The sequence below is a fragment of the Streptococcus sp. 2579 genome, assembly GCF_013277195.1.
Lineage (GTDB): Bacteria > Bacillota > Bacilli > Lactobacillales > Streptococcaceae > Streptococcus.
The window spans coordinates 124,413-148,853 of record NZ_VMMM01000006.1 but is presented as its reverse complement, the minus strand read 5'-3'; the positions used below and the strand labels follow the sequence as shown (position 1 = coordinate 148,853).

22 protein-coding genes and 1 riboswitch are annotated in these 24,441 nt (G+C 39.6%); of the genes, 3 read left to right on the top strand and 19 right to left on the bottom strand.

Annotation, left to right across the window (positions count from 1 at the left end):
- Positions 1 to 13: 13 nt before the first annotated feature.
- The 3 genes from HT725_RS03610 to HT725_RS03600 all read right to left on the bottom strand — a co-directional run bounded on the left by HT725_RS03610 (position 14) and on the right by HT725_RS03600 (position 2,166).
- A complete protein-coding gene (locus HT725_RS03610) occupies positions 14 to 541 on the bottom strand; it encodes an aromatic acid exporter family protein (protein ID WP_000119914.1) in 528 nt (175 codons plus the stop codon).
- A 135-nt stretch (positions 542 to 676) separates the two neighbouring features.
- Positions 677 to 838, bottom strand: a complete 162-nt coding sequence (locus HT725_RS03605) for a hypothetical protein (protein WP_173229513.1) — start codon at positions 836 to 838, stop codon at positions 677 to 679.
- A 131-nt stretch (positions 839 to 969) separates the two neighbouring features.
- Positions 970 to 2,166 carry a phosphoglycerate kinase gene (locus HT725_RS03600; protein ID WP_173253094.1) on the bottom strand — a complete coding sequence of 399 codons (1,197 nt, stop codon included), beginning with the start codon at positions 2,164 to 2,166 and terminating at the stop codon, positions 970 to 972.
- 239 nt (positions 2,167 to 2,405) lie between these two features.
- Between HT725_RS03600 and HT725_RS03595 the strand changes: the two genes are divergently transcribed.
- Positions 2,406 to 4,037, top strand: coding sequence for a Na/Pi cotransporter family protein (locus HT725_RS03595; protein ID WP_138703645.1), 1,632 nt, complete (start codon positions 2,406 to 2,408; stop codon positions 4,035 to 4,037).
- A 369-nt stretch (positions 4,038 to 4,406) separates the two neighbouring features.
- Here the strand turns inward: HT725_RS03595 and HT725_RS03590 are convergent, their stop codons facing one another.
- The 11 genes from HT725_RS03590 to HT725_RS03540 form a co-directional block, all read right to left on the bottom strand.
- A complete protein-coding gene (locus HT725_RS03590; protein ID WP_173253093.1) occupies positions 4,407 to 6,014 on the bottom strand; it encodes a CTP synthase in 1,608 nt (535 codons plus the stop codon).
- Between the two features lie 328 nt (positions 6,015 to 6,342).
- The gene (gene rpoE / locus HT725_RS03585; protein ID WP_173253092.1) at positions 6,343 to 6,930 is read right to left on the bottom strand and encodes a DNA-directed RNA polymerase subunit delta; all 588 of its coding nucleotides are present in this window, start codon (positions 6,928 to 6,930) and stop codon (positions 6,343 to 6,345) included.
- Positions 6,931 to 7,057: 127 nt separating this feature from the next.
- Positions 7,058 to 7,537: a GNAT family N-acetyltransferase gene (locus HT725_RS03580; RefSeq protein WP_173253091.1), complete on the bottom strand. Its 480-nt coding sequence runs from the start codon at positions 7,535 to 7,537 to the stop codon at positions 7,058 to 7,060.
- Positions 7,512 to 7,931, bottom strand: a complete 420-nt coding sequence (locus tag HT725_RS03575) for a chromosome partitioning protein ParB (protein ID WP_173253090.1) — start codon at positions 7,929 to 7,931, stop codon at positions 7,512 to 7,514. Before HT725_RS03575 ends, HT725_RS03580 begins: the two co-directional genes overlap by 26 nt.
- Positions 7,932 to 7,958: 27 nt before the next feature.
- On the bottom strand, positions 7,959 to 8,609 hold the full coding sequence (locus HT725_RS03570) for a phosphatase PAP2 family protein (RefSeq protein ID WP_173253089.1): 651 nt from the start codon (positions 8,607 to 8,609) through the stop codon (positions 7,959 to 7,961).
- Complete coding sequence (locus HT725_RS03565) at positions 8,599 to 9,162, bottom strand: ECF transporter S component (protein WP_084861966.1); 564 nt, start codon at positions 9,160 to 9,162, stop codon at positions 8,599 to 8,601. Before HT725_RS03565 ends, HT725_RS03570 begins: the two co-directional genes overlap by 11 nt.
- Positions 9,163 to 9,325: 163 nt before the next feature.
- Positions 9,326 to 9,544: riboswitch (FMN riboswitch) on the bottom strand.
- Positions 9,545 to 9,603: 59 nt separating this feature from the next.
- Complete coding sequence (locus tag HT725_RS03560; RefSeq protein WP_000181382.1) at positions 9,604 to 10,107, bottom strand: tRNA (cytidine(34)-2'-O)-methyltransferase; 504 nt, start codon at positions 10,105 to 10,107, stop codon at positions 9,604 to 9,606.
- A 192-nt stretch (positions 10,108 to 10,299) separates the two neighbouring features.
- Positions 10,300 to 11,130: an energy-coupling factor transporter transmembrane component T gene (locus HT725_RS03555; protein ID WP_173253088.1), complete on the bottom strand. Its 831-nt coding sequence runs from the start codon at positions 11,128 to 11,130 to the stop codon at positions 10,300 to 10,302.
- Positions 11,115 to 12,797, bottom strand: coding sequence for an ABC transporter ATP-binding protein (locus HT725_RS03550; RefSeq protein WP_173253087.1), 1,683 nt, complete (start codon positions 12,795 to 12,797; stop codon positions 11,115 to 11,117). The genes HT725_RS03555 and HT725_RS03550 overlap by 16 nt, the downstream gene beginning before the upstream one ends.
- A 168-nt stretch (positions 12,798 to 12,965) precedes the next feature.
- Positions 12,966 to 13,514, bottom strand: a complete 549-nt coding sequence (locus HT725_RS03545; protein WP_000403162.1) for an ECF-type riboflavin transporter substrate-binding protein — start codon at positions 13,512 to 13,514, stop codon at positions 12,966 to 12,968.
- A gap of 18 nt (positions 13,515 to 13,532) precedes the next feature.
- On the bottom strand, positions 13,533 to 14,381 hold the full coding sequence (locus HT725_RS03540) for an S-adenosyl-l-methionine hydroxide adenosyltransferase family protein (protein WP_173217902.1): 849 nt from the start codon (positions 14,379 to 14,381) through the stop codon (positions 13,533 to 13,535).
- Positions 14,382 to 14,569: 188 nt separating this feature from the next.
- Here HT725_RS03540 and trkA point away from each other — a divergent pair, with 188 nt between their 5' ends.
- Together trkA and HT725_RS03530 are read left to right on the top strand one after the other, a co-directional pair.
- On the top strand, positions 14,570 to 15,919 hold the full coding sequence (trkA, locus tag HT725_RS03535; protein ID WP_173217904.1) for a Trk system potassium transporter TrkA: 1,350 nt from the start codon (positions 14,570 to 14,572) through the stop codon (positions 15,917 to 15,919).
- A 3-nt stretch (positions 15,920 to 15,922) separates the two neighbouring features.
- Positions 15,923 to 17,362 carry a TrkH family potassium uptake protein gene (locus HT725_RS03530; protein ID WP_173217906.1) on the top strand — a complete coding sequence of 480 codons (1,440 nt, stop codon included), beginning with the start codon at positions 15,923 to 15,925 and terminating at the stop codon, positions 17,360 to 17,362.
- Between the two features lie 124 nt (positions 17,363 to 17,486).
- Here HT725_RS03530 and HT725_RS03525 read toward each other — a convergent pair whose 3' ends face one another.
- The 5 genes from HT725_RS03525 to HT725_RS03505 form a co-directional block, all read right to left on the bottom strand.
- Positions 17,487 to 19,166: a PTS transporter subunit EIIC gene (locus HT725_RS03525; RefSeq protein WP_173217907.1), complete on the bottom strand. Its 1,680-nt coding sequence runs from the start codon at positions 19,164 to 19,166 to the stop codon at positions 17,487 to 17,489.
- A gap of 68 nt (positions 19,167 to 19,234) precedes the next feature.
- Positions 19,235 to 20,647 carry a 6-phospho-beta-galactosidase gene (lacG, locus tag HT725_RS03520; protein ID WP_173253086.1) on the bottom strand — a complete coding sequence of 471 codons (1,413 nt, stop codon included), beginning with the start codon at positions 20,645 to 20,647 and terminating at the stop codon, positions 19,235 to 19,237.
- Between the two features lie 9 nt (positions 20,648 to 20,656).
- Positions 20,657 to 21,001 carry a PTS lactose/cellobiose transporter subunit IIA gene (locus HT725_RS03515; protein ID WP_050269811.1) on the bottom strand — a complete coding sequence of 115 codons (345 nt, stop codon included), beginning with the start codon at positions 20,999 to 21,001 and terminating at the stop codon, positions 20,657 to 20,659.
- 167 nt (positions 21,002 to 21,168) lie between these two features.
- Positions 21,169 to 23,055, bottom strand: a complete 1,887-nt coding sequence (locus tag HT725_RS03510; RefSeq protein WP_173253085.1) for a DUF4838 domain-containing protein — start codon at positions 23,053 to 23,055, stop codon at positions 21,169 to 21,171.
- 1 nt (position 23,056) lies between these two features.
- On the bottom strand, positions 23,057 to 24,379 hold the full coding sequence (locus HT725_RS03505; RefSeq protein WP_050090535.1) for a PTS sugar transporter subunit IIC: 1,323 nt from the start codon (positions 24,377 to 24,379) through the stop codon (positions 23,057 to 23,059).
- Positions 24,380 to 24,441 lie beyond the last annotated feature (62 nt).

The window sequence follows — 24,441 nt, the reverse complement described above, 5'->3', positions numbered from 1 at the left end:
ATAAAATGTAACATTATTTTTCTTTCTTCTCTAAAAAGAGTCGAATGCGGTCGATATCGTAATTTACGAGAATTGCGACAAAAACTCCCATAAAAGTTTCCGATACACGCGCAAATACGTACAAAATTGTTTCTCCACTCGGAATTGATAGGGTAATGATTAACATGGCTGCTACACCGCCAATAACACCTGCTTTGTTATTCATGGCTACATTTGTCATAATGGTTAACATGGTGCAGATTGGAACAACTACCAAGGTCACCCAAAAGGCTTCGTGGAAAAAACTATTTATTAGGAAGAAAACCAAGGCATAGAGGCCACCAATACTATTTCCTAGAATACGCGAAGTCCCAAAATGAACACTCTTATCAAAACTCTCCCTCAGGCTAAAAACAGCTGTCAAAGCACCAATTTGAAGACCTTTCCAGCCAAAAAAGCCAAAAATCAAGAGAACTAGGAAAACAGCAATACCTGTTTTAAAAGTTCGCATACCAAGTTTAAACTGGGATTTATCGAATTTATATTTTTTAAAATAACTCATAATCTCAACTTTCTATTTCCATTTTATCATAATTTGGGTGATTTTATGAGGAATAGTTGAGAGGAAGCGTTTTTATTTTGAGCAAAAGAAAAGAGGAACTTTCATCCCTCTCTTCTTTGATTCATTTAGTTAATCTTATTTTTCTGTCAAGGCTGCAAGTCCTGGAAGAACTTTATACTCAATGAAAATCAAAGAACAAACTAGGAAACTAGCCGCAGGCTGTACTTGAGTACGGCAAGGCGACGTTGACGTGGTTTGAAGAGATTTTCGAAGAGTATTACCTTCAAGAAGCTCCATTGATGCCCCACCACCGCGTCACAAATACCTACACTAACACAAAAAGGTGACATAGCCACCTTTTTGTTAACGTTTCAGTTTTCTTCCTTTTTCTACAAAATCAGGATTTTGTAGAGACTAACGGGCTGAAATTATTTTTCTGTAAGTGCAGCCAAACCTGGCAATACTTTACCTTCAAGAAGTTCCATTGATGCTCCACCACCAGTAGAGATCCATGAGAACTTGTCTGCACGTCCAAGGTTGATTGCTGCGGCAGCTGAATCACCACCACCGATGATTGATTTAACGCCTGGTTGTTTCACGATAGCGTCCATCACACCGATTGTACCAGCTTGGAAGTCTGGGTTTTCAAATACACCCATAGGTCCGTTCCATACAACTGTTTTGGCACCAGTCAAAGCTTCGTCAAATTTAGCGATAGATTTTGGACCGATGTCAAGACCAAGGAAGCCTTCAGAAACTGCTTCACCTTCAGTGTCACGCACTTCAGTGTAACCAGCAAATGCGTTAGCTTCTTTAGAGTCAACTGGTAAGATCAATTTTCCGTTTGCTTTTTCAAGAAGAGCTTTCGCAACATCCAATTTGTCTTCTTCTACAAGTGAGTTACCGATTTCGATACCTTGTGCTTTGTAGAATGTGTAAGTCATACCACCACCGATAAGGACTTTATCAGCTTTTTCAAGCAAGTTTTCGATAACACCGATCTTGTCTGAAACTTTTGAACCACCAAGGATAGCTACGAATGGACGTTCTGGAGTTTCAACTGCTTCTTGGATGTAGGCAATTTCGTTTTCAAGAAGGAAACCAGCAACTGCTTTTTCAACGTTTGCTGAGATACCAACGTTAGATGCGTGTGCACGGTGAGCTGTACCGAATGCATCGTTTACGAAGATACCATCTCCAAGTGATGCCCAGTATTTACCAAGTTCAGGATCGTTTTTAGATTCTTTTTTGCCGTCAACATCTTCGTAACGAGTGTTTTCAACCAAGAGAACTTGTCCATCTTCAAGAGCGTTGATTGCTGCTTCCAATTCAGCACCACGAGTGACACCTGGGAAAACAACATCTTGACCCAATTTAGCAGCCAAGTCAGCAGCTACAGGAGCAAGTGATTTACCAGCTTTATCAGCTTCTTCTTTCACACGTCCAAGGTGAGAGAAAAGAATTGCACGTCCACCTTGTTTGATGATGTACTTAATAGTTGGAAGAGCTGCTGTGATACGGTTGTCGTTAGTGATTACGCCATCTTTCAATGGTACGTTGAAGTCAACACGAACGAGGACTTTTTTACCTTTCAAGTCAACGTCTTTAACAGTAAGTTTTGCCATGTTACAAAAACCCCTTTATTTATTTTATTCGAAACTATTATATCACACTTTGGAAATATAAGGAAAGATTTCACAAGATTTTTCGATATTTAATCTTTGTGGCATGCTAGAGTATATTATTTTTGCTTTTTCTAACGAATTTTCTTTCTAAAATCTTAGCTTAACACTTGTTAGATTTACTTTTATCCTTTAAAATAGAATAGGAGAAATTCCGTTATTATTTTTCGGAGGAAAAAGAAATGTCCATTAATTGGCAGGAAATTTTATTTCACTTTTTAGGTGGTCTGGGGCTATTCTTATATAGTATCAAGACCATGGGAGACGGTTTACAACAAGCTGCTGGAGATCGCCTTCGTTTTTACATTGACAAATATACTAGTAATCCTTTCTTTGGAGTTCTGGTTGGTATTGGGATGACTGCTCTAATTCAGTCTAGTTCTGGTGTAACAGTTATCACAGTCGGCCTGGTCAGTGCCGGTCTCCTAACCTTACGTCAGGCTATCGGGATTGTCATGGGAGCTAATATTGGGACAACAGTCACATCCTTTCTTATTGGATTTAAACTAGGTGACTATGCCCTGCCTATGCTCTTTATCGGTGCTGTCTGCCTCTTCTTTACAAAAAATCGGACAGTCAATAATATCGGACGCATCCTCTTTGGTGTCGGTGGTATCTTTTTTGCCCTCAATCTTATGAGCGGTGCAATGGCTCCACTCAAAGATTTACAGGTCTTTAAAGACTATATGATTGAGCTAAGTAAGAATCCTGTTTTGGGTGTCTTTGTCGGTACCGGCTTGACCTTACTGATTCAAGCTTCCTCGGCTACCATCGGGATTTTACAAAACCTCTATGCCAGCAATCTCATTGACCTGCAAGGAGCTTTGCCAGTTCTATTTGGTGACAATATCGGGACAACCATTACAGCCATCATTGCCTCTTTAGGTGCTAATATTGCAGCTAAACGGGTAGCAGGAGCTCATGTTGCCTTCAACGTTATCGGAACAGTCGTCTGCGTTATTTTTCTAGTTCCTTTTACAGCCCTGATTCATTGGTTTGAATCTACGCTAAATCTAGCACCGGAAATGACCATTGCCTTCGCCCACGGAACCTTTAATATTACCAACACCATTGTCCAATTTCCATTTATCGGAGCTCTGGCTTACTTTGTAACCAAGATTATTCCTGGAGAGGACGAGGTTGTCAAATACGAACCCTTATATCTTGATGAACATTTCATCAAACAAGCCCCATCTATCGCTCTCGGAAATGCTAAGAAAGAGCTCTTGCACTTAGGAAACTACGCTGCTAAAGCCTTTGACCTTTCCTATAAGTACATCATTGACTTGGATGAAAAAGTTGCTGAAAAAGGGCATAAAACCGAAGAAGCCATTAACACCATCGATGAGCAATTAACACGTTATCTCATTGCCCTTTCAAGCGAAGCTCTCAGTCAAAAAGAAAGCGAAGTGCTCACCAATATCCTTGATTCCTCCCGTGATTTGGAACGGATTGGAGACCACGCGGAGGCTCTACTCAATCTGACTGACTATCTTCAACGGAAAAATGTTGAATTTTCTGATGCCGCCTTGAAAGAATTAGAGGAAGTTTACCGTCAAACTAGTGACTTTATCAAAGATGCTCTGGATAGTGTGGAAAACAATGATATTGAAAAAGCACGCAGTCTTGTAGAACGTCATGAAGCAATCAATAACATAGAGCGTGTTCTCAGAAAAACCCACATCAAACGCCTCAACAAGGGCGAATGTTCAACACAAGCTGGGGTCAACTTTATCGACATCATCTCACACTACACTCGTGTATCAGACCACGCTATGAACCTTGCTGAGAAGGTTTTTGCAGAACAAATCTAAGAACCAAGAAGCTATCCTGAATGGGATGGCTTTTTGCTTTTTCCTAAGCAAGACTAGGCTGAATAAAACTGAAAGAGTATTCTGCAGATATAGTGGATTAAATTAAAAAAGTATAGTGTATTGAATCTATAACAGTACACCTTGACTGCTAAAATATTTCTATAAATTGATTTGGCTTTCCGAATTAATTTGTTCAGATTTTATTTCATTTCAATATACTGATAAATCCATTCACTAGCACAGGGCAAGAGGGAGTCGCTATTGATTTCAACGGTAGTAGGTACATACAGAGGACTCCTACCTCAGATATACTGCAATATCATCGTATGCAAAAAACCTCTGAGATTCTTCTCAAAGGTTCTGATTTGGCTAATTACTGTTCTCAACCGCTGCAGTAATAAAGGCAGTGTAGAGTTCTTCTGGACGGTTTGGACGGCTTGACAATTCAGGGTGATACTGACAAGCTACAAAGAATTTATTTTCTGGAATTTCCACGATTTCTACCAAACGATTGTCTGGAGAAACACCTGAGAAGACAAAACCTGCTGCCTCAAACTGCTCACGGAAGGCGTTGTTAAACTCATAGCGGTGACGGTGACGGCGTTGCACCACTTCTTGATTGTGATAAGCAGCTGCTGCCTTAGAGCCACGTTTTAGTTTAGACGGATAAAGTCCCAAGCGAAGGGTTCCACCCATATCCTCAACATCAATCTGATCACGCATGATATCAATGATAGGGTATTTTGTTTCTGGTGCAAGCTCTGCAGAATTGGCACCTTCAAGACCTAAAACGTGACGAGCAAATTCAATACAAGTTAACTGCATTCCCAAGCAGACACCTAACATTGGAACATCATTTTCACGCGCATAGCGAATGGCTTGGATTTTCCCTTCCGTACCACGTTGACCAAAACCACCTGGTACGATGATTCCATCCGCATCAGACAAAAGCTCTGCCACATTCTCTGCTGTCACATCATTGGCATTGACCCAATTGATTTTAACTTCTGCATCGTTGGCATAACCAGAGTGTTTCAAGGCTTCGACCACTGAGATGTAGGCATCTTGCAACTCAACATACTTACCGACAAGGGAAATTTTAACTTGTTTCTTGAGATTCATGACCTTATCCACCATGGCTGACCATTCTGTCATATCTGCTACTGGTGCGTCTAATTTCAAATGGTCACAAACAATTTGGTCCATCCCTTGTGCCTGCAAGTTCAGTGGAATTTGGTAAAGGTGTTCAACATCCAACGATTCGATAACGGCTTCTGGTGCCACATCACAGAACTGGGCCAGTTTGTTTTTAATTCCTTGACCAGCTGGCTCTTCTGTACGAATAACCAACATATTTGGTTGGATTCCCAATCCACGCAATTCTTTTACAGAGTGCTGAGTTGGTTTGGTCTTCATTTCACCAGCAGCCTTGAGGTAAGGAAGCAAGGTTGTATGGATGTACATAACATTATCCGCCCCCACATCTGCCTTCATCTGACGAAGGGCCTCTAGGAATGGCAAAGACTCGATATCTCCAACGGTTCCACCGACCTCTGTGATAATGACATCAGAGTCTGTCGTTACAGCTGCACGCTTGATTTTTTCTTTCAAAGTATCTGTGATATGAGGAATGACCTGAACAGTTGCCCCAAGGTATTCTCCACGGCGTTCTTTACGAAGCACTTCACTGTAAATTTTCCCAGTTGTCACGTTGGAATATTTGTTGAGATTGATATCGATGAAACGTTCATAGTGACCCAAGTCCAAATCTGTCTCAGCTCCGTCATCTGTCACAAAAACTTCCCCGTGCTGGTAAGGACTCATGGTTCCCGGATCAATATTGATATAAGGGTCAAATTTTTGAATGGTTACTTTGAGACCACGATTTTTCAAGAGACGGCCCAGACTCGCTGCGACAATCCCTTTCCCAATAGACGACACCACACCACCAGTTACAAAAATATATTTCGTAGACATAGATTCCTCTTTCTAAAATGCTCAAGACCTTGTTTACTACGAGGGGAGATAGAAAACAAGACCCTACTAATAAGAATAACCTGGGACTACTGCACCAGATTCACAACTAATACTCTTCGAAAATCTCTTCAAACCGCGTCAACGTCGCCTTGCCGTAGATATGTGTTCCTGACTTTGTCAGTCNNATTTTCATTGAGTATAAAATACAAGAAGATAACTTCTTGAAAAAACAAAAATAGCTCCCTAAGAACTAGGGAGCCCCGACCTCTAAAAGAGGTGCCCGAACAATATGATACCTAAAAATAGGATAATTGTCAATAGCTAACTTTTATTCCTCGCTGGTTTCAGCGTCGTCATCTGAAAAATCGTCGTCTTCTTCGTTGAGATCCACGTCTTCACCTAAGTCATCAGGGGCGATTTCGTTGATTTCTGCATCATAAGCTTCCACTTCATTTTTCTCATCATCTGGATTTTCATCATCATATGAAAGAGCTGGATCTGCTTCGTATGCATCTTCGTCTTCTGGGTCATCTGTATTGTAGTCAATAGCATCTGAATCGCCGTCCATGAAGGCATTGACACGTTTTTTCTTAGCTTTTGGTGCTACTTCATCGTCATCATTTTCCTCAAGAGCGATAATTTCTTCATCGATTTCATCCACACCATACCATGAACGAAGACCCCATTTGTTGTCTCCAAGTGAGATGAAGCTACCGTCAAAGTTCAACTCTGTGTAGAACAAAGGCAAAGCTTCACGGATATCGCTGTTTGATGTTCCAAGGTAGTTTTGAATTTCGTTTACAAGATCGCTAAAATGCATCTCATGATCGCGACCACGAAGTTCCAAGATAGCACGCGCTACCTCAATCATAGATAGTTCACTTTTTTCTTGCCCAGCAAATACTTCTAATTCCAAAGCGTTTCTCCTCATTTATACTACTATCGCCAGAGCGAACAGACTCTGACCTCATTTTATCATTTACTCTTTATTTTACGATAATTTTACGGAATAGTCAAAGGTTAAGGGGGAGAAAGTGACAGGATTAAACTAATTTCAATATAAAACTCATTCCTTTTTCTGTTGCTCCATTTCCCACAAATCCAAGCGACTTGAAACACCTCCTAGAAGCATGATTGTAGGTGTAGATTTCCTTGACTTTCAATTCTTTCCATCCTTTTACTCGAGCCAATTCAATCAAAGTACTTAGAACCTTTTTCCCAAGCCCTCGATGTTGGTAAGCGGGATTCCCAATCACAATGGGGAGATTATCCTGAGATAGTGTAACATCCCCAATTGGAAACCATTCTCCCTTCTCCTTGACTTCAATCCAAAAAAGTTCACCATGCTGATCCAAATGGGAATACATGGCTTCCAAAGTTTCTTGACTATAAGGTCTCTTCACACCATCTACGAGGTAAACTAAGTCCACGTTCTGATACCAAGCAAAAGCTTCCTCACAATGATTGACCTTACAATAAGGAACAAGACGTAGTGAATTATCTATTTGTAAAATCCGTTTCATCTGCTTTCCTTTTCAATAAGAGAGTTGCTGCTTGATTAAAACCCTCACACCAGTTATACCATTTTGCTTCATACTCATCTTGAGCTAAGATATGATTTTTTAAATCCAGAACAGAGTAAATCTTTCTTTCCTCACAAGCTTGCGCATAGAGATGATATAGTTCATCACCACCATCTCTATCCCACTCAGCAGAAATCGTATCCCGACCTGCCAATAAAGCCTGATAAGCCCTGTGATGCCCATCTGTAATCAACAAGCAATTTCCAAATGCAAGAATACTGATTGGATCGACTTGGATTGTTTCTGCCGACTGATAAAGTGTCTGGATGCCTGCTAGTTTCTTTTCTGATAAGTATAGTTGAGTCGGATGGAGAGCTTTTATGTTGACTTTCATTTCTTTCTCCTCAAGAGAATTTGATATTCACTTCTGCTTACCTTTAAATCGCCATTGGAAGCGGAGCTTGTCATAAAAGGGAAATTCGATAAACAAGACTCCCAAACCCACACAGAAACTGGCAAGAACATCTGATGGATAGTGAACTCCCAGATAGACCCTTGATACCAGCACACTGACTAGATAGAGAGCAAGGACGATTTGTACGATTTTTCTCCAGACTGGATTTTTCATCCGTTGACTGAGAATGACAATCAGAGAGCCGACCATCAAGGTTACAGCCAGAGAATGACCACTTAGGAAGGAAAATCCCTTCTCCTCAACCAAGTGTAAAATAGCTGGTCGTGGGCGCTGATAAATATTTTTAAAGGTCACGATTAAAAAACCTGCCAAAGCCAAATTTCCCAGCATGAAGAAACTTTCTATCTTCCATCGCTTACGATAAAAGATAAAAGCTGTAATGACAACCCAAGTGATAATCACTGGAATATCAATCAAGCGTGTGATGGTCCTGAAAAGAATAGTCAAGTAATCTGGCAAGTCTCCTCGAACAACAGTCTGTATCGGTTGGTCAAAACCGACCAGCGTGTCAGGGTAAAATTTGACCATGTAGCCAAGAATAACGAAAAGTAAAAGGGCAAAACTGCCCTTCATTAAAAATGTTTGTTTATCTCTCATAATGTTTTAAGGTTGGTTTCAAGAGAACATACAACAACCAGAATGAAACGGCAAAGATTACACCCTCAATCAAGTTAAAAGGTAATACCATGGTCATTAGGTAGTTGGAAAGTCCCAAAATTTTTCCAATATCAAAGTTAGCAAACTTAGCGTACAAAGGAACAGCATAAACATAGTTGAGAACCAACATTGCCACGGTTAAACCAATAGTCCCAGCTAGAGAGCCTAGCAGGAAACGAAGAGTTGTCCGTTCCTTTTTCCAAATCAAAGCAAATACGATGACAAAAACTCCCAAAGCTACGATATTCATTGGCAAACCAATGTAAGTATTCACTCCCTGGCTGTTAAGAAGCAGTTTCAAGAGTGAGCGAAGCAAGAGAACTCCTAGAGCAGCAGGCAAATCCATGACCACCAGACCCACAAGGACTGGCAAGATACTAAATTCGATCTTGAGGAAGGATGCCGCTGGCAAGAGCGGAAAGTCAAAGTACATCAGCACAAATGAGATGGCTGATAGAATTGCAATGGTCGAAAGTCGACGTGTGTTTGTCATAACAGGTTCCTCCAATTTTCTATAAAATCAGAAGAAGTTAGAAAGGATTCCTCTATCTATTCTCACTTTTTATATCCCAAATCTTCCCTCTCACTCTATTAAGAAAATTCAAGCAAGCGGTTACAGTTTAGCTATAAATCTATCAGAACAGACAAAGCTATTCTTTCGTCTTCTCCCATCCAGACTATACTGTCGGTTGTGGAATCTCACCACATCAGCTTACGCTCGCGGACTTATTTGGCTAAGATATTTTATATTTATCTAGGCGTCGCAGTCGAAGATAATACTTAAAGTATATCGAGACAAGACAACGACGAGAAAGCTAAAATAGCTAGTCAAATTTACCGCCGGTCGGGAATTTCACCCTGCCCTGAAGACTCTTTTATCATAACAAAAAACGCTTGCAAGCGCAAGCATTTTGTTCATTTTCATTTTCATTTTTTATTTCAATTTATCCACTTCATAGGTATGAACAAGCTCAAGACCTGCAAAGTTCTGCTGGCGGAGGGCTTCGTAGACAATCATGCAGACGGTATTAGACACATTGAGACTGCGGACATGTTCATCATTCATAGGAATACGGAGAGCTTTCTCAGGATGTTCGCGCATAAAGTCCTCAGGCAAGCCCTTGTCTTCGCGTCCAAAGAGAAAATAATGGTCTTCGTCAGTCGATAAATCCACATCAGAATACACTTTCTCAGCAAATTTTGAGATCAGATAGAGTTTGCCCTTCATCTGAGACATGAAATCCTCCAAACTCTCGTAAAAATAAATCTCTAGTTTATCCCAATAATCCAATCCAGCTCGCTTCATCTTGCGGTCATCAATAGGAAAGCCCATAGGCTTGATGATGTGGAGGGGAGAATTGGTCGCAGCGCAAGTACGCGCGATATTGCCTGTATTTTGTGGAATTTGAGGTTCAAATAATACAATGTGATTTGTCATGACTTGCTTCCTTTCACCATTGCAAAAAAATAGCCACACTGCCCGGAGTCAAGCTCAGCAAACAGCGTGGTTAAGGCATCGTTAACTTACCTCACAACAGGTTTGAAGTAAATCAGCGAAACTACTTTCTTAGTATAACACTTTCAGAATCATTGTCAATAGAAACGACTTGATTTTTTCAATTTTTTCAAGCTATTTCCAAGGGTTGTAAAATCGTCCCTGATTCTGCAAGATAAGTAGTAAACTAGCTACTAAAAACAAGGCTGCCAAGAGCAAGGTAAGATAGTCTCCTTTTTTCAAGGCCTGATAACTATACCAAGTGCGTTTTTTCTCTTTCCCAAAGCGACGAAGCTCCATGGCGGTCGCGATAGTATCAATGCGTTCTAGCGAGCTAAAAATCAAGGGTGTAATAATGCGCAGATTGCCTTTGATTCGTTGCATAAGAGAAGCTTTCTTGGATAATTCTATCCCACGCGCTTCCTGAGACATCTTAATGTTAAAGAATTCTTCCTGCAAATCTGGAATATAGCGTAAGGTCAGGCTGACAGAATAGGCAATCTTATAGGGCACACCAATTTGATTTAAACTGGAAGCAAACTGACTAGGGTGGGTTGTCATCAAAAAGATAATAGCCAGAGGAATGGTGCAAAGGTACTTAATGGCCAGATTTAGCAGATAAAAGAGCTCTTGGCTGGTCAGAGTGTAGGCACCGATTCCCTGCCAAATCACACTTCTCTCTCCATAAAGTCCAACCCCATACTCGGGAGAAAAGAGATAGACCATCAAAACGTTTAAAACGGCAAATACCGTCGCAAAAACGGCCACAAAGGAAACATCTTTAAAGCGGATTTCTGACAAATAGAGGAGAAAGACCGAAAAGATGGCAATCAGAACAAGCAGTCTGGTATCATAGCTAATCATAGCCGCCGATGACACGAGGATGAAAAAAAGGAGTTTCCCAGCTCCTGACAAGCGATGAATCACAGTATCTCTATGCTGGTAACCGATTAATTTAGCTTGCATCCTTCTCTCCTTTCTTTGTAAAATGCCGTTAAAGCAAGTGGATCCACGTCTAGTTTCTTGGCCAAGTTGAAGATTGAAGTTTCTTTTAGGTTGGCTTTTACTAACAGTTCAGGATTGCTCAACAGACTAGCTGGATCAGTATCGGCAATCAATTCCCCATCCACCATGACAAGAGCCCGATCCGAATAATCCAGCATCAATTGCATATCATGCGTAATCATGACAATGGTATGACCTTTTTGATGCAGTTTTTCAAGAAATTCCATAATCTCAGTATAGTTCTTCTGGTCTTGACCTGCAGTCGGTTCATCTAAGAGGATAATTTCAGCTCCTAAGACCAAAATTGATGCAATAGTCACACGTTTTTTCTGACCAAATGACAGGGCAGAAATAGGCCAATTACGGAATTCATAGAGGCCACAGATTTTCAAAGTTTCATAGACTCTCGTTTCAATTTCCTGCTCGTCCACACCTCGCAAACGAAGTCCCAGAGCCACCTCATCAAAAATCATATTGGTTGAAATCATTTGATTAGGATTTTGTAGCACATAGCCTACTCGTTCCGCCCGCTCTGCAACAGAATCGCCTTTTATATCCTGTCCTTCCCAAAGATAGCGGCCTTCCGTCTGAATAAAGCTACTTAAGGCCTTGGCAAGGGTTGATTTCCCTGCTCCATTTTTTCCGACAATGGCAATCTTTTCGCCCTTTTTAATATCCAGATGAATGGATTTCAAAATCGGTCTATCATCATAAGAAAAAGACACATCATCTAGTCTAAAAAGTGACTGCAAATCTGGTATCTCTTTTACCAATTCAGTCTGCAACTGAACCTGGCCTTTTGAGATGGACAAGTTGTCCAAATTTGCTAATTGTTCTTCTTTAGCTAAATCCACACCTAATTGACGTAAAGTGGTTAGATAAAGGGGTTCTCGAATTCCATTTTGGGTCAACAGGTCAGTCGCCAATAACTGATCAGGACTCCCATTAAAGAGGATACGGCCATCGTTTATCAAGACAATCCGATCCACAGGACGATGCAGAACGTCCTCCAAACGGTGCTCGATAATAAGAGTCGTCGTCCCCTCCTCCTTATGAATCTGATCAATCAATTCGATAATATCCTGACCTGACTTGGGATCCAGATTGGCGAGTGGCTCATCAAACAAGAGAATCGGACTCTCATCAATCAAGACACCAGCCAGACTGACTCGCTGCTTTTGTCCACCTGACAAATCCTGGGGACGCTGAGACAGTAAAGAAAGAAGGTCCAGCTTTTCAGCCCATTTATGAACACGGCTTTTCATCTCTTCTAGGGCTGTCACATCATTTTCCAGAGCAAAAGCCAAATCTTCTGCCACGGACAAGCCGATAAACTGCCCATCTGTATCCTGTAAAACTGTGCTGACTAAATGAGATTTATCATAGATGCTCATATCAAAGGCTGCTTGACTCTTGATCAAAAATTCTCCAGACATCTGACCCTTGTAAATATTGGGAATAATACCATTCAAACACTGACCCAAGGTAGATTTACCTGACCCAGATGGTCCAACAATTAAGACTTTCTCTCCCTTGTAAATGGTCAAGTCTACCCCTTGCAAGGTCGGTTCTTGTTGTGTTTCATACCGGAAAGAGAAATCCTTCCACTCAATTATAGCTTCTTTCATCTTACTCTCTTCATTCGCTTCTTAGACTTCTATTTTATCATAAATCGAACCCTTCTTGCAGTCTCTTCTCTTAAAATCTTAGCGCCAAAAAGATTCCTATCCTAGCTTACTTTCCTAACTAATCTATAAACATCGAAAAAGACTGGTTGTCCAGCCTTCCCCATCATTTTAGTCCTTTTTCAAACTTCCTGCACGAGTTTGAGTTCCCGCATAGGCAAGCAAGAGAAGAGTTCCTGCAATAGCTACAGATACACCATTAGCAATTCCCGCAACAATCCCTTGGGCAAATACTTTTTCTGCCGCTTCTTGATAAATCACAACATCTCCAAGTGGCGCCAAGACACCCCAAACAAGGGCATTTGCAAGTAGTTGAATGAGGTTAAAAATAAGAATATCTTTCCAGTCAAAGACACCATTGATCACTCGAACGTACTTTCTAAAAAGTCCCACAACTAAACCAAAGAGGCCGCTAGCGATAATCCAAGTCCACCATAGACCATAGCCAGCAAGAGAGTCCTTGATTGCATGACCAATCAACCCGACAAGCAAACCGATAATCGGTCCAAAAATAATAGAAAGTAGCGCTTGTACCGCATACTGAAGCTGGATGCTTGTATTTGGAACAGGGGTCGGAATGTTGATCATCCCGATGACGACAAAGAGGGCAGCGCCAATTCCGACAGCAACAACTTGTTTAATTGTAAATTTGATTTCCATACTATTTATTCTCCTATTTTATGATTCTATTTTCTTTATTTCAATAGTCCAAGATGAACCGACACCCACATTATAGGCCTTGGCAAAGGAACCTTGATTGATAGCCAAACCTAAACGATAGAGAGAGTTGATGTAAAGGATGGGTTGCCCAATTCTCACATCTGCAAATGATTTACCATAGACAACCTGATTTTGATAGACCAGCATATCAGCGTGATAGATAGTCACTTCAAAACGGTCACCGAATGCTGGTTCCAGCTTGTAAAACTCTTCTCGCGTGATAGAGGTCCAAAGCGAACCAAAACGCACATCCAGAATATCAATAGCTCCCTTCACCCGATGATCTTCAATGATGGTCTCTACGACTGGAAGTTCCACAATCTGATCCACACTGAGCTCTGGCCCCACTTCCTCAAAAGTAATGTGACCGCTGGCTAGTTTAGCACCAGTATAAGCATAAACATCACGACCGTGGAAGGTATAAGAATGCTCTGTGTTTTGACGCCTATTAGCTACCTCAGAAATTTCACGAATGGCTACAATACCAACGTGTTTCTTGATAAAAGAAAGAGTCCCATTATCTGGCGTGACAATATATTGATTTTTTGCAGTCTTGGCAACCACACTCTTACGTTTCGAGCCAACACCTGGATCGACCACCGATACAAATGTCGTTCCCTCAGGCCAGTAATCCACCGTCTGAAAGAGACGGTAACTCCCCTCAAAAATATTATAAGGCGTGATATCGTGCGTCAAGTGATGAATTTTTAAGGTTGGAGATTCTTCTAAAGCCACTCCAATCATAGCCGATACCGCACCATCAACCAGACCAAAGTCTGATTGTAATACCAGTAAATTATTATTCATTTTATCTCCTTGTATATCCTTTATCATACCATATTTCAGAGAAAGGTGCTAATAGCTATTTCAATTGATTAGGGTATAGTTTTACCTTATAGCAAATTTCCTACTAAAAACTCTGGTTATTAGCTAGTAGGTGCATTTTTTCTTGAAAAAAGGTATGATAGTTACATAATGAAGAAGTAGGTTTTATTATGAAAATTATCCTTGTCGGAGGGGGAAAAGTTGGTTCTGCCCTCTGTCGCTCCTTGGTTGCAGAAAAGCATGATGTTTTGCTGATTGAGCAAGACGAAGCTGTCCTCAATCATATTGTCAATCGCTTTGATATCATGGGTATCCTTGGTAACGGGGCCGATTTTACCATCCTTGAGCAAGCCAGTGTCCAGGATTGTGATATCTTTATCGCCCTGACTGAATACGATGAAGTCAACATGATTGCAGCCGTTTTAGCCAAAAAAATGGGAGCTAAAGAGACCATCGTTCGGGTGCGGAACCCTGAATATTCTAACTCTTATTTCAAGGAAAAGAATATTCTCGGTTTTTCTCTTATCGTTAACCCTGAGCTCTTGGCTGCCCGCGCTATCGCCAACATCATTGACTTTCCCAACGCTCTATCTGTCGAACGCTTTGCTGGTGGACGCGTTAGCCTCATGGAATTTGTCGTCAAATCCACTAGCGGTCTTTGCCAAATGCCCATTTCTGATTTTCGGAAAAAATTTGGCAACGTCATTGTCTGCGCCATAGAGAGGGATCATCAAATTATCATCCCAAGTGGTGATATGACCATACATGATAAAGATAGAATCTTTGTCACTGGTAACCGTGTTGATATGATGCTCTTCCATAATTATTTCAAATCTCGTGCTGTGAAGAGCCTTCTCATCGTTGGAGCAGGTAGAATTGCCTATTATCTACTAGGTATTCTCAAAGACAGTCGTATCGATACCAAAGTCATCGAGATTAACTCTGAAAGGGCACGTTTCTTTAGTGAGAAATTCCCTAATCTCTACATCGTTCAAGGAGATGGTACCGCAAAAGATATTCTGCTAGAAGAAAGTGCTCAAAACTATGATGCCGTTGCGACTCTAACAGGAGTCGATGAGGAAAATCTGATTACTTCGATGTTCCTTGACAGGGTAGGTGTACAGAAAAATATTACCAAGGTCAATCGTACCAGTCTCCTCGAAATTATCAATGCGCCTGATTTTTCAAGTATCATCACACCTAAAAGCATCGCTGTAGATACGATTATGCACTTTATTCGTGGTCGTGTTAATGCCCAGTATTCAGACCTTCAAGCCATGCACCATCTAGCCAATGGCCAAATCGAAACCCTGCAATTCCATATCAAGGAAGCCAATAAAATGACTGCCAAACCTCTTTCTCAACTGAAACTAAAAAAAGGAGTTCTTATTGCAGCCATCATTCGAAAGGGCAAGACTATTTTCCCTACTGGGGAGGATATGTTGGAAGTTGGAGACAAGCTCCTAGTAACAACCTTGTTGCCAAACATCACCAAGATTTATGACTTAATCGCGAGGTAAGAAATGAATAAAAGTATGATTCGTTACCTCCTTTCAAAGTTACTTTTGATTGAAGCTGTTCTCCTCTTGGTTCCTGTGTCTGTCGCTGTCTATTACCGTGAATCGAGCCAAGTCTTTACAGCCCTCTTTTCGACCATTGGGATTCTCGTATTACTAGGCGGTTCAGGAATTTTACAAAAGCCAAAAAATCAACGGATTTATGCCAAGGAGGGAGTCTTAATTGTGGCCCTCTGTTGGATCCTTTGGTCTTTCTTTGGCGGTCTCCCCTTTGTCTTTGCTAGACAAATTCCCAGTGTTATAGATGCCTTTTTTGAGATCAGTTCTGGCTTTACAACTACCGGAGCAACTATTCTGAACGACGTTTCGGTCCTCAGTCGTTCCCTCCTCTTCTGGCGAAGTTTTACCCACTTGATTGGAGGGATGGGAGTGCTTGTTTTTGCACTTGCTATTATGGACAATGCCAAAAATAGCCACCTAGAAGTGATGAAGGCTGAGGTTCCTGGTCCCGTCTTCGGTAAGGTTGTATCCAAACTCAAAAATACTGCCCAGATTCTCTATCTCCTTTATCTAGCTCTCTTCTCCCTCTTTGTCATCATCTATTATCTAGCTGGTATGCCCCTATTTGATAGTTTTGTCATTGCCATGGGAACAGCAGGTACAGGAGGATTTACCGTCTATAACGACGGAATTGCTCACTATGGCAGCTCATTGATTACCTATCTGGTTAGTATCGGAGTTCTGGTGTTTGGGGTGAATTTCAACCTCTACTACTACCTCATGCTCCGTCGCGTCAAAGCCTTCTTTGGTGACGAGGAACTTCGTGCTTACTTGGTCATTGTACTGCTTTCTACAGGATTGATTAGCCTCAATACCCTCTATCTCTACCCAGGATTTTCAAAGAGCTTTGAAATGGCCTTCTTCCAGGTTTCCAACATCATTACAACAACTGGTTTTGGATACGGAGATATTACCAACTGGCCCCTCTTCTCCCAGTTTATCCTCCTCTTCCTCATGGTAATCGGTGGCTCTGCTGGATCAACTGCAGGTGGACTCAAGATTATTCGAGGCCTCATCCTTTCAAAAATTGCCAAAAACCAAATTTTGTCAATCCTATCGCCCCACCGTGTTTTGACCCTCCATGTTAATAAAACGGTGATTGACAAAGATACCCAGCATAAGATTCTCAAGTACTTTGTCATCTATTCTATGATTTTGCTAGCGCTTATCTTCATTGTCAGCCTAGATAGCAATGATTTTCTGGTTGTGACCAGCGCTGTCTTTAGCTGTTTCAATAATATCGGACCTATCCTAGGAACCACTTCTAGTTTCTCAATCTTTAGCCCTATCTCAAAAATCCTCCTCTCCTTTGCAATGATTGCAGGGCGCTTGGAGATTTATCCTATCTTACTTCTCTTTATGAAGAGAACTTGGTCTAAGAGATAAAATACAAAATCCCTCTTTTTACAATTGTGAAAGAGGGATTTTTATATTAAAAAGGGGGAACGTTTTTAAATCCAAGCCTGTCTGTAAGCAAAGTCCTTACTCAAATAAAAGATGGAAAAACTTACTACACAGCTTGGTAATGCTCCAATACAAATTGTAAGGCTTTACTTGGATTCTTTGTTAAATGAATATATTCCATTCCTCTGGTAGCAACTATCTGAATACCTAATCTTTCTGCATCCACCTTCATCTCTCTATAATAACTCCGAACTTGTGGAGCCAGAATGATCAAATCATAAACACCCATAATATCATAGTGAGCTCCGTACGCTCCTGAATTCGCAATCACTCTAACTTCTGCTAATTGAGCGCCCTCGTTAATTGCATTGGCTAATTGCGCACTTGTTCCAGATCCTGCACAAAGAACCAGTACTTTCAACTCCTTACTTTTTATTTCATCTAACTCACCAGGCATTATTTCACTTGTATCCTCCTCTAAAATAATATCATTTGAACTTGCAACATCTTCTTTCATCAGTAACTGTCTATCATACGCTCTACAGAATGGCAAATAAATCAATATGTCGACAACTAAAATCAAAAATAAAAATACAAAGGAGATAGGTTGAAAATTCGTTCCAATTAACAATCCCAAGGGTCCAGGAAAGGCCCAAGGTAACTGGATATAAAATCCATTCATTCCAAAGAAATCAATAAAGACCTTTCCTAGAAATACATTCACTGGTGGAGTCATCAAAAAAGGGACAAAAAGATAGGGATTCAAAATAACAGGCATACCAAATAGAAGAGGTTCATTTACCGCAAATAAAACAGGAGTAATTGTAGCTTTACCTACCGATTTTAATTGTTTAGACCGCATAAAGAAAATCAAAATAAATGGTACAACAAAGGTAGCCCCCGTTCCTCCGATAGCAGCGATATAATTCCCGAAATTAGGTGTTAAAGAATGATAAGGGAACTGCCCATTTGCAAGGAGTTGAGCATTCTCTTCCATATTGCTTAGTTGTAAAGCTGTAACAGCAGGTAAGACAATAGATGGTCCATGAATTCCAACAAACCAAAGCAAAGCACACATAAACCAAATCAACATCATAGCAGGATATGATTCTGCTCCCTTAAAAATAGGGGTCAATAGTTGTTGAAATACTTGGGCAAAAGGAACATCTAAACTAAACCGAGATACAATATCTAACAAACCACTAATAAGTAAAATAAAAGAAAAAGGAAAAATATCTCTAAAAGCTTGTGATATAGCCCCAGGAACTTCCTTAGGTAAATAAATAGTAATGTCTCGCTTAATACAGAATCGGTAAACATTTACAGTAATAAAGGCACTGACAAACGAAGTTATCAATCCTTGAGATCCTAAATAGTTTGTCGACAAACTTGTAGATCCCGTCTTCTCATCAACTACAAGCGTTACAGTTAATACCAGATAACTACATATGGCCGCCAACATTGCAGAAGTATCATTTATTACCTTTCCAGGAGGCATTTTTCTATTAACATTTCCAGCCAATGACTTTGCAACTGTCCCTGAAACAATAACACCCAAAACTCCCATGGTTAGCATATATACTTTCCTCATCCAGGCAATAGCTGGACTCGGTAACTCTACTCCGAAATTTTTAGGAATCATAATAATAATCATCAAAAAGCTTGAAAACATAATTAAAGGCATAGTAGCAATGAATCCATCTTTAATAGCCATCATATAATTATTAGTAGAAATTTTTTCAAATTTCCCTTGTTGCTTTTCAATGGCAGCGACTAGCTTATCCATAAAACTCCTCCTATAAAAAATTCAACCTCATATTTAAAACATATTAAACATCATTCAAATCGCTAACCTTAATTCCGTTTTAGCCCTTTTACCCAAAGAGCACTTTTCTTAATATATCTCTTCTGTGTTTCATAATCAACAAAGAAAAGACCATATCGCTTATTGTAGCCATTCGCCCAAGAAAATTGATCTTGCAAAGACCATATAAAATAGCCTTGAATATTGACTCCCCTATTTCGAGCCTCTAAAACTTTGTGTAAATGTTGCTCAATATAACGGATTCTCTTACTGTCATCAATAATATCATTCTCGCCCTCTGGCTTAACCTCTTTAAGGGCTGTACCATTTTCCGTTAAATAAATGACCGGATGTTGAGGATATTCTTCTTTGATACGAAGCAACATATCAAATAAGCCTTGAGGATAAATATTCCAATCCCAATCTGTTGTCGGAATACCAGGCTTTTTTACAAATTCACCTAGAGCATTTAATTTAAAAGAGGACTGTCCTTTTATTCCTGTTGAATTAAATTCTTGTCTATTTTCACCTTTGTATTCACTAATAAATTCTGAACGATAATAATTCATCCCAAACATCGTATTAAGAGGTGCAGCTCTTTTCATAATTTCTAAATCACCATCTTCAATAATAAAGCTAGAATTATTAGCTTCCAATATTTGATTCAAGTGAAAAAGCGTGTCATCACTGTAGTAGCCCAAAAAAGTTCCATCTAATAGAAATTTATTATTATAAACATCATACCGTTTAGCTGCCAAAATATTTTCTTTTTGCCCATCAATAGGATAGCCTGGTTTTAAAGCATGAATACAACCTACCTTTCCCTCAATCCCTAATTGATGAAATTCGAGGACTGCAAGAGCATGCGCCAACAACATGTTATGATTTGCTTGAATTGCTTCAGATAATTGAAAATGATGATTCGGAGGAAACTGACCTCCTATGTATTGGCCTGCAGCAAGAGACATCAGTTCATTGATTGTAAACCAATGCTTGACTTCTGTAAATTCTTGGAAACAAAAACGAGCATATCGTATGAAACGATCAATATTCTCTCTATTCAACCAATCCCCTGTTTCTAACATTTTCTGAGGCGAATCAAAATGATGTAAAGAAACAAACGGAATCACATTATGTTTTAAGCAGGACTGAAAGACTCTATGGTAATAACGAACAGCCAATATATTAGCATCCCCATCTATATCAGGAAATATACGAACCCAGGAAATAGATAAACGCAAAGCCTGCAAACCATGTTCTGCCGCCAAGGCTATATCTTCTTCGTAACGATAATAAAAATCACTAGCTGGATCTGGTAAGAACGGACTATTTTCTTGCAAATAAACATCCCACATGTTTATTCCTTTGCCATCTACCCTAGTTGCACCCTCTACTTGATAAGCAGCGGTAGCAGCTCCTAATAAAAACTCCTTCGGTAAGGCTTTAACCTGTAAATTTTCCATGACTAATCCTCATTGCAAACCAATATGTTCTTCAATCTTTCGAATTCGTTCATATTCATCAATAAAAAACTTTACCTGATCATACAATAGCATCGTTGTCATCAAGGTATCTTGACCATGAATCATGATAAAACTCACTTCAAAATTATCTCCAGATGCCTCCTCCGCTAATAAATTAGTCTGTTCTCGATGGGCAGACACTATTGAGTCGTTTGCAGACTCAACCAATTCTCTTGCCTGTTCAAAATATCCATCTCTCGCAAACGCCAAAGCATCCATCAAATCTGACCTTGCATCTCCTGCGTAAGCGACAATTGTAAAACCAAGCATATTTACTTCTTCTTTTGATTTCATCTTTCTTCCTCCTCAATCTTGAGCCATCTTTTACACATCATTATTAAAATGACTTCGCTACGATATAAATAGAAAGTCGACCCTAAATATCTTAAAAATCCTTAAATTTCATAATATTTAGGATCAATCTTCTCTGAATACCTTGGTTCATTTTCTATACTTATGATTTATAAGTGAAAACCAGCGTAATTTTTTGCTACTTCAATTACACGATAAACATCCAAATTAGATTGGAATAGTAATTCGTGCCCACGGATATAATTCAAAACATTTTTCCACTCATCTTGAGCTTGCCTTGTTTTTCCAGTTGCTTGAAGATATAAAGCCTTCGCCATCTTAACAACATATTCACGATGATAACTGAGCTGTTTCCATTCATCCTTTTGACTATTTAATAACTTAGAAATATTTTCCTCAATAATTGGTAAAAAATTATCAGCTAGATTGTAAGCTATATAATAATGATTCGCTAAAACATCATTTTGACGACTGCCAATTGCATTAAAATAATCACATGAGGAATAACTAGATAATTTTTCTAAATATTCAACAACAGACTGCCAATTTGATCCATACAAGGCAGAAAAGTATTCTTCAATCAATTCTTCATAACTTCTTGTCTTCTTCCAGAGCATTTGCCCCATAACATAATTAGGAAAATTATGAGGGAATCCGGCACGTAATTCTTGACACGAAATGTACCCATTCAAATGTAGGTTTGACAGATAAGATACATCTTTGTAAATAGTTTGACTAATTTTCATATAGCCTAAATCGCCATAATGAGCACGCCCTAAAGGATAGTCATATACGAAACTATCTCCTTTAAATGTTTTTTGCCATTCAAAAAGATAAGATAAATTTTCCTCAAGAGAATTCGGAAGTATAATTTTATTACGCAGATAAGGTTTAGGCGTAGGTATGGAATTGTCAAAATCTACATCTGCATAACTCATTTCAAATGTTCTTGTAATCGGTGCAAACATCATGGTAAAGCGTTCAGGATTATCTAATTTTTCTTTCTGAGGCGCCCATAACAACTCATGGTAAAGTAGGAAACAAATCTTTGTATCTAATCCCTCACTCGTTAAAGCCCTATCCAATTGATTGAGAATACGAATATACTGATCCGAAACCAATTCTTGTCTACAGTTTTCGCATTCACAAATATTATTACGAGCATCCGACAACCATACATGTAAGTAATTCACATCAGGTCTTTTCTTGGCATAATCCTTGATAATTTCTACCATCTTATCCGCCACATCTGGATTTGAAAAATCCAGACTGGTTAAAATTGGAGCCGTATTAAATAATTCTCGTTTCCCGTTTATTTCAGCGACATAGGGTTTCTTCTCCTCTGAAATACTAAGACCTGATTCCCAGCCAAATTTTGAAGAGTAGCCTAAAACCTCACCTGTCCATCCATGACCAACACGATGATGAATAAGACCTCTTTTTTGCAATTCTTTATCCAACCTATCACTCAATTCTTGTACTAATTCATTTGAGAATTTTTCTTTATTTAGGTATGGATTAAACTCATGTTCATACCAACGTTTCAAAAAAGAGTAAGGATTTTCAAACTGGATGAAAAAACTGTTCATTCCAATCTTAGGTAGCCAATCAATGAAATCTAGTATATTTTCAAATGAATCCGCTCCCTCTATACATACTCCCCTATGATAGTAACTGGCTGTTTCATCTATAGATAGCTCTTTATCTAAAAAATCTTCAAATCGTAGCTCTGGAACAAAGTCATGTCCGCGCCCTGGTCTAGTATACACAACCCCAAATTCATGAAACATTCGGTAAATTCCAATAAGTAAACCTACAATTGTATTAGACTCAATTCTCCCCTTACCCTTGTCTAATGAGATAAGAACATGGTCTTTTCTATCCTCTTTATTGACTAATCCTACAAAAATATCCGCTTCCTTCTCCTCGACAAGTTCTATGTCAGTCTTAAAGACCCGATTCATATAGTAACTTAATTCCTCTAAGGCGAAGCTAGAATAAGCATTTTTCTGCTGATCAAATACTCTGATAACCATCTTATTTCCCTCCAACAGTAGCTTTTTCTTTTTCAAGATTGCGTTTATCTGCAATTTTGAAGAATGGATAATAAATTGCCACAGAAACCAAAATTAAAACAACTTGTAATAGAGCTCCTCGCCAACTAGCCCCTGTCGCAAGGAATCCTCCTATGATCGGTGGCATTGTCCACGGAAGGATTACACCTGTTGTATAAGGTACTAATCCTACAGCCATTGATACATAGGTAATCAAGGCATTGATTGTAGGAGTAGCAATAAACGGAATCAGCATAATCGGATTTAAAACCGTTGGAAACGTAAATAGAATAGCTGTATTGATATTAAAGATAGACGGTATAATAGCTAGCTTACCTAATGTTTTATTAGCACGACTCTTACTAAATAGGAAGAGACAAATCGCAAGACCAATAGTCGCTCCACCGCCACCAATAAATACAAATAAATCTTTAAACGGTAATGTAATAATGTGTTGTAGGGTTTGTCCTGCAGCCACAGCTTCTTGGTTTTCTGTAGTAAATTGTAACCAAACTGGGTCTACAAAAGCATTTAAAACTTGCCCCCCATTAACTCCACAGAACCAAAAGAATGAGTTTACAATAACACATAGAATCATACCTGGAAGCGTTCCTGCAATTAACTTAAGCGGTGTTCCAACAATTGCACCTAAAAGTCCGTTGAGACCTCCTGCAACTCCTGCCGCTTCAAGACCTTTTAAGACCAGAGCCCACAAAACAAAAGTAGTAAAACCAGGTAAAAGAGCTGAAAATGATTTACTTACTACATCTGGGACACCACTTGGCATTTTTATCGTAATTCCGCGCTGGATAAACATACGATAAATCTCTGCTGTAACCAATCCAATGGTAATCGCCATAAATAAAGAAGATGCATTCAGGCTAGAAAATGGTATTGCGCCGCCAAATAACTGCTTGACCTGCTCCCCATTTTTATCATAAACCATACTCGAAAAACGAGGTGCCATCAATACAAAACTGGATAAGGCTATGATCCCTGCCGACGGACCATCTGTACCATATCCTTCCGACAACCTGTAGGCAATACCGAAACAAGCGACCAAGGAGATAATCGCTACTGTTGACTGATTCATAGTTGTCAAGATACTTAGCAATCCAACACTATTCAGCCAATTTGTAAAAGCCTCTTGAGGCCAACTGATTAGAATAAGAAATAAAGAGCCGACTAAAATCAAAGGCATTGCCATCATAAATCCTTCACGAATAGCTTTCAAATGCCGTTGGTTGCCAACTTTTTCACCAAACGGAGCGACTTTCGTTTCTAAAAACGTTAAAATATTGTTCATCACCGGAACTCCTTTTTTTATTTTTTATAAATTAAATATACCACTAACAGAAAGCGTTGTCA

Excerpts from the sequence above, each read along its gene's own strand:
- trkA (WP_173217904.1), top strand. The coding sequence starts at position 14,570 with ATGAAAATTATCCTTGTCGGAGGGGGAAAAGTTGGTTCTGCCCTCTGT.
- HT725_RS03560 (WP_000181382.1), bottom strand. The coding sequence starts at position 10,107 with ATGACAAATCACATTGTATTATTTGAACCTCAAATTCCACAAAATACA.
- HT725_RS03570 (WP_173253089.1), bottom strand. The coding sequence starts at position 8,609 with ATGAGAGATAAACAAACATTTTTAATGAAGGGCAGTTTTGCCCTTTTA.
- HT725_RS03515 (WP_050269811.1), bottom strand. The coding sequence starts at position 21,001 with ATGAAATCAAAAGAAGAAGTAAATATGCTTGGTTTTACAATTGTCGCT.
- HT725_RS03580 (WP_173253091.1), bottom strand. The coding sequence starts at position 7,537 with ATGAAACGGATTTTACAAATAGATAATTCACTACGTCTTGTTCCTTAT.
- HT725_RS03590 (WP_173253093.1), bottom strand. The coding sequence starts at position 6,014 with ATGTCTACGAAATATATTTTTGTAACTGGTGGTGTGGTGTCGTCTATT.
- HT725_RS03595 (WP_138703645.1), top strand. The coding sequence starts at position 2,406 with ATGTCCATTAATTGGCAGGAAATTTTATTTCACTTTTTAGGTGGTCTG.
- lacG (WP_173253086.1), bottom strand. The coding sequence starts at position 20,647 with ATGGAAAATTTACAGGTTAAAGCCTTACCGAAGGAGTTTTTATTAGGA.
- HT725_RS03550 (WP_173253087.1), bottom strand. The coding sequence starts at position 12,797 with ATGAAAGAAGCTATAATTGAGTGGAAGGATTTCTCTTTCCGGTATGAA.
- HT725_RS03605 (WP_173229513.1), bottom strand. The coding sequence starts at position 838 with ATGGAGCTTCTTGAAGGTAATACTCTTCGAAAATCTCTTCAAACCACG.
- HT725_RS03555 (WP_173253088.1), bottom strand. The coding sequence starts at position 11,130 with ATGCAAGCTAAATTAATCGGTTACCAGCATAGAGATACTGTGATTCAT.
- HT725_RS03545 (WP_000403162.1), bottom strand. The coding sequence starts at position 13,514 with ATGGAAATCAAATTTACAATTAAACAAGTTGTTGCTGTCGGAATTGGC.
- HT725_RS03540 (WP_173217902.1), bottom strand. The coding sequence starts at position 14,381 with ATGAATAATAATTTACTGGTATTACAATCAGACTTTGGTCTGGTTGAT.
- HT725_RS03525 (WP_173217907.1), bottom strand. The coding sequence starts at position 19,166 with ATGGATAAGCTAGTCGCTGCCATTGAAAAGCAACAAGGGAAATTTGAA.
- HT725_RS03575 (WP_173253090.1), bottom strand. The coding sequence starts at position 7,931 with ATGAAAGTCAACATAAAAGCTCTCCATCCGACTCAACTATACTTATCA.
- HT725_RS03505 (WP_050090535.1), bottom strand. The coding sequence starts at position 24,379 with ATGAACAATATTTTAACGTTTTTAGAAACGAAAGTCGCTCCGTTTGGT.
- HT725_RS03530 (WP_173217906.1), top strand. The coding sequence starts at position 15,923 with ATGAATAAAAGTATGATTCGTTACCTCCTTTCAAAGTTACTTTTGATT.
- HT725_RS03610 (WP_000119914.1), bottom strand. The coding sequence starts at position 541 with ATGAGTTATTTTAAAAAATATAAATTCGATAAATCCCAGTTTAAACTT.
- HT725_RS03510 (WP_173253085.1), bottom strand. The coding sequence starts at position 23,055 with ATGGTTATCAGAGTATTTGATCAGCAGAAAAATGCTTATTCTAGCTTC.
- HT725_RS03600 (WP_173253094.1), bottom strand. The coding sequence starts at position 2,166 with ATGGCAAAACTTACTGTTAAAGACGTTGACTTGAAAGGTAAAAAAGTC.
- HT725_RS03565 (WP_084861966.1), bottom strand. The coding sequence starts at position 9,162 with ATGACAAACACACGTCGACTTTCGACCATTGCAATTCTATCAGCCATC.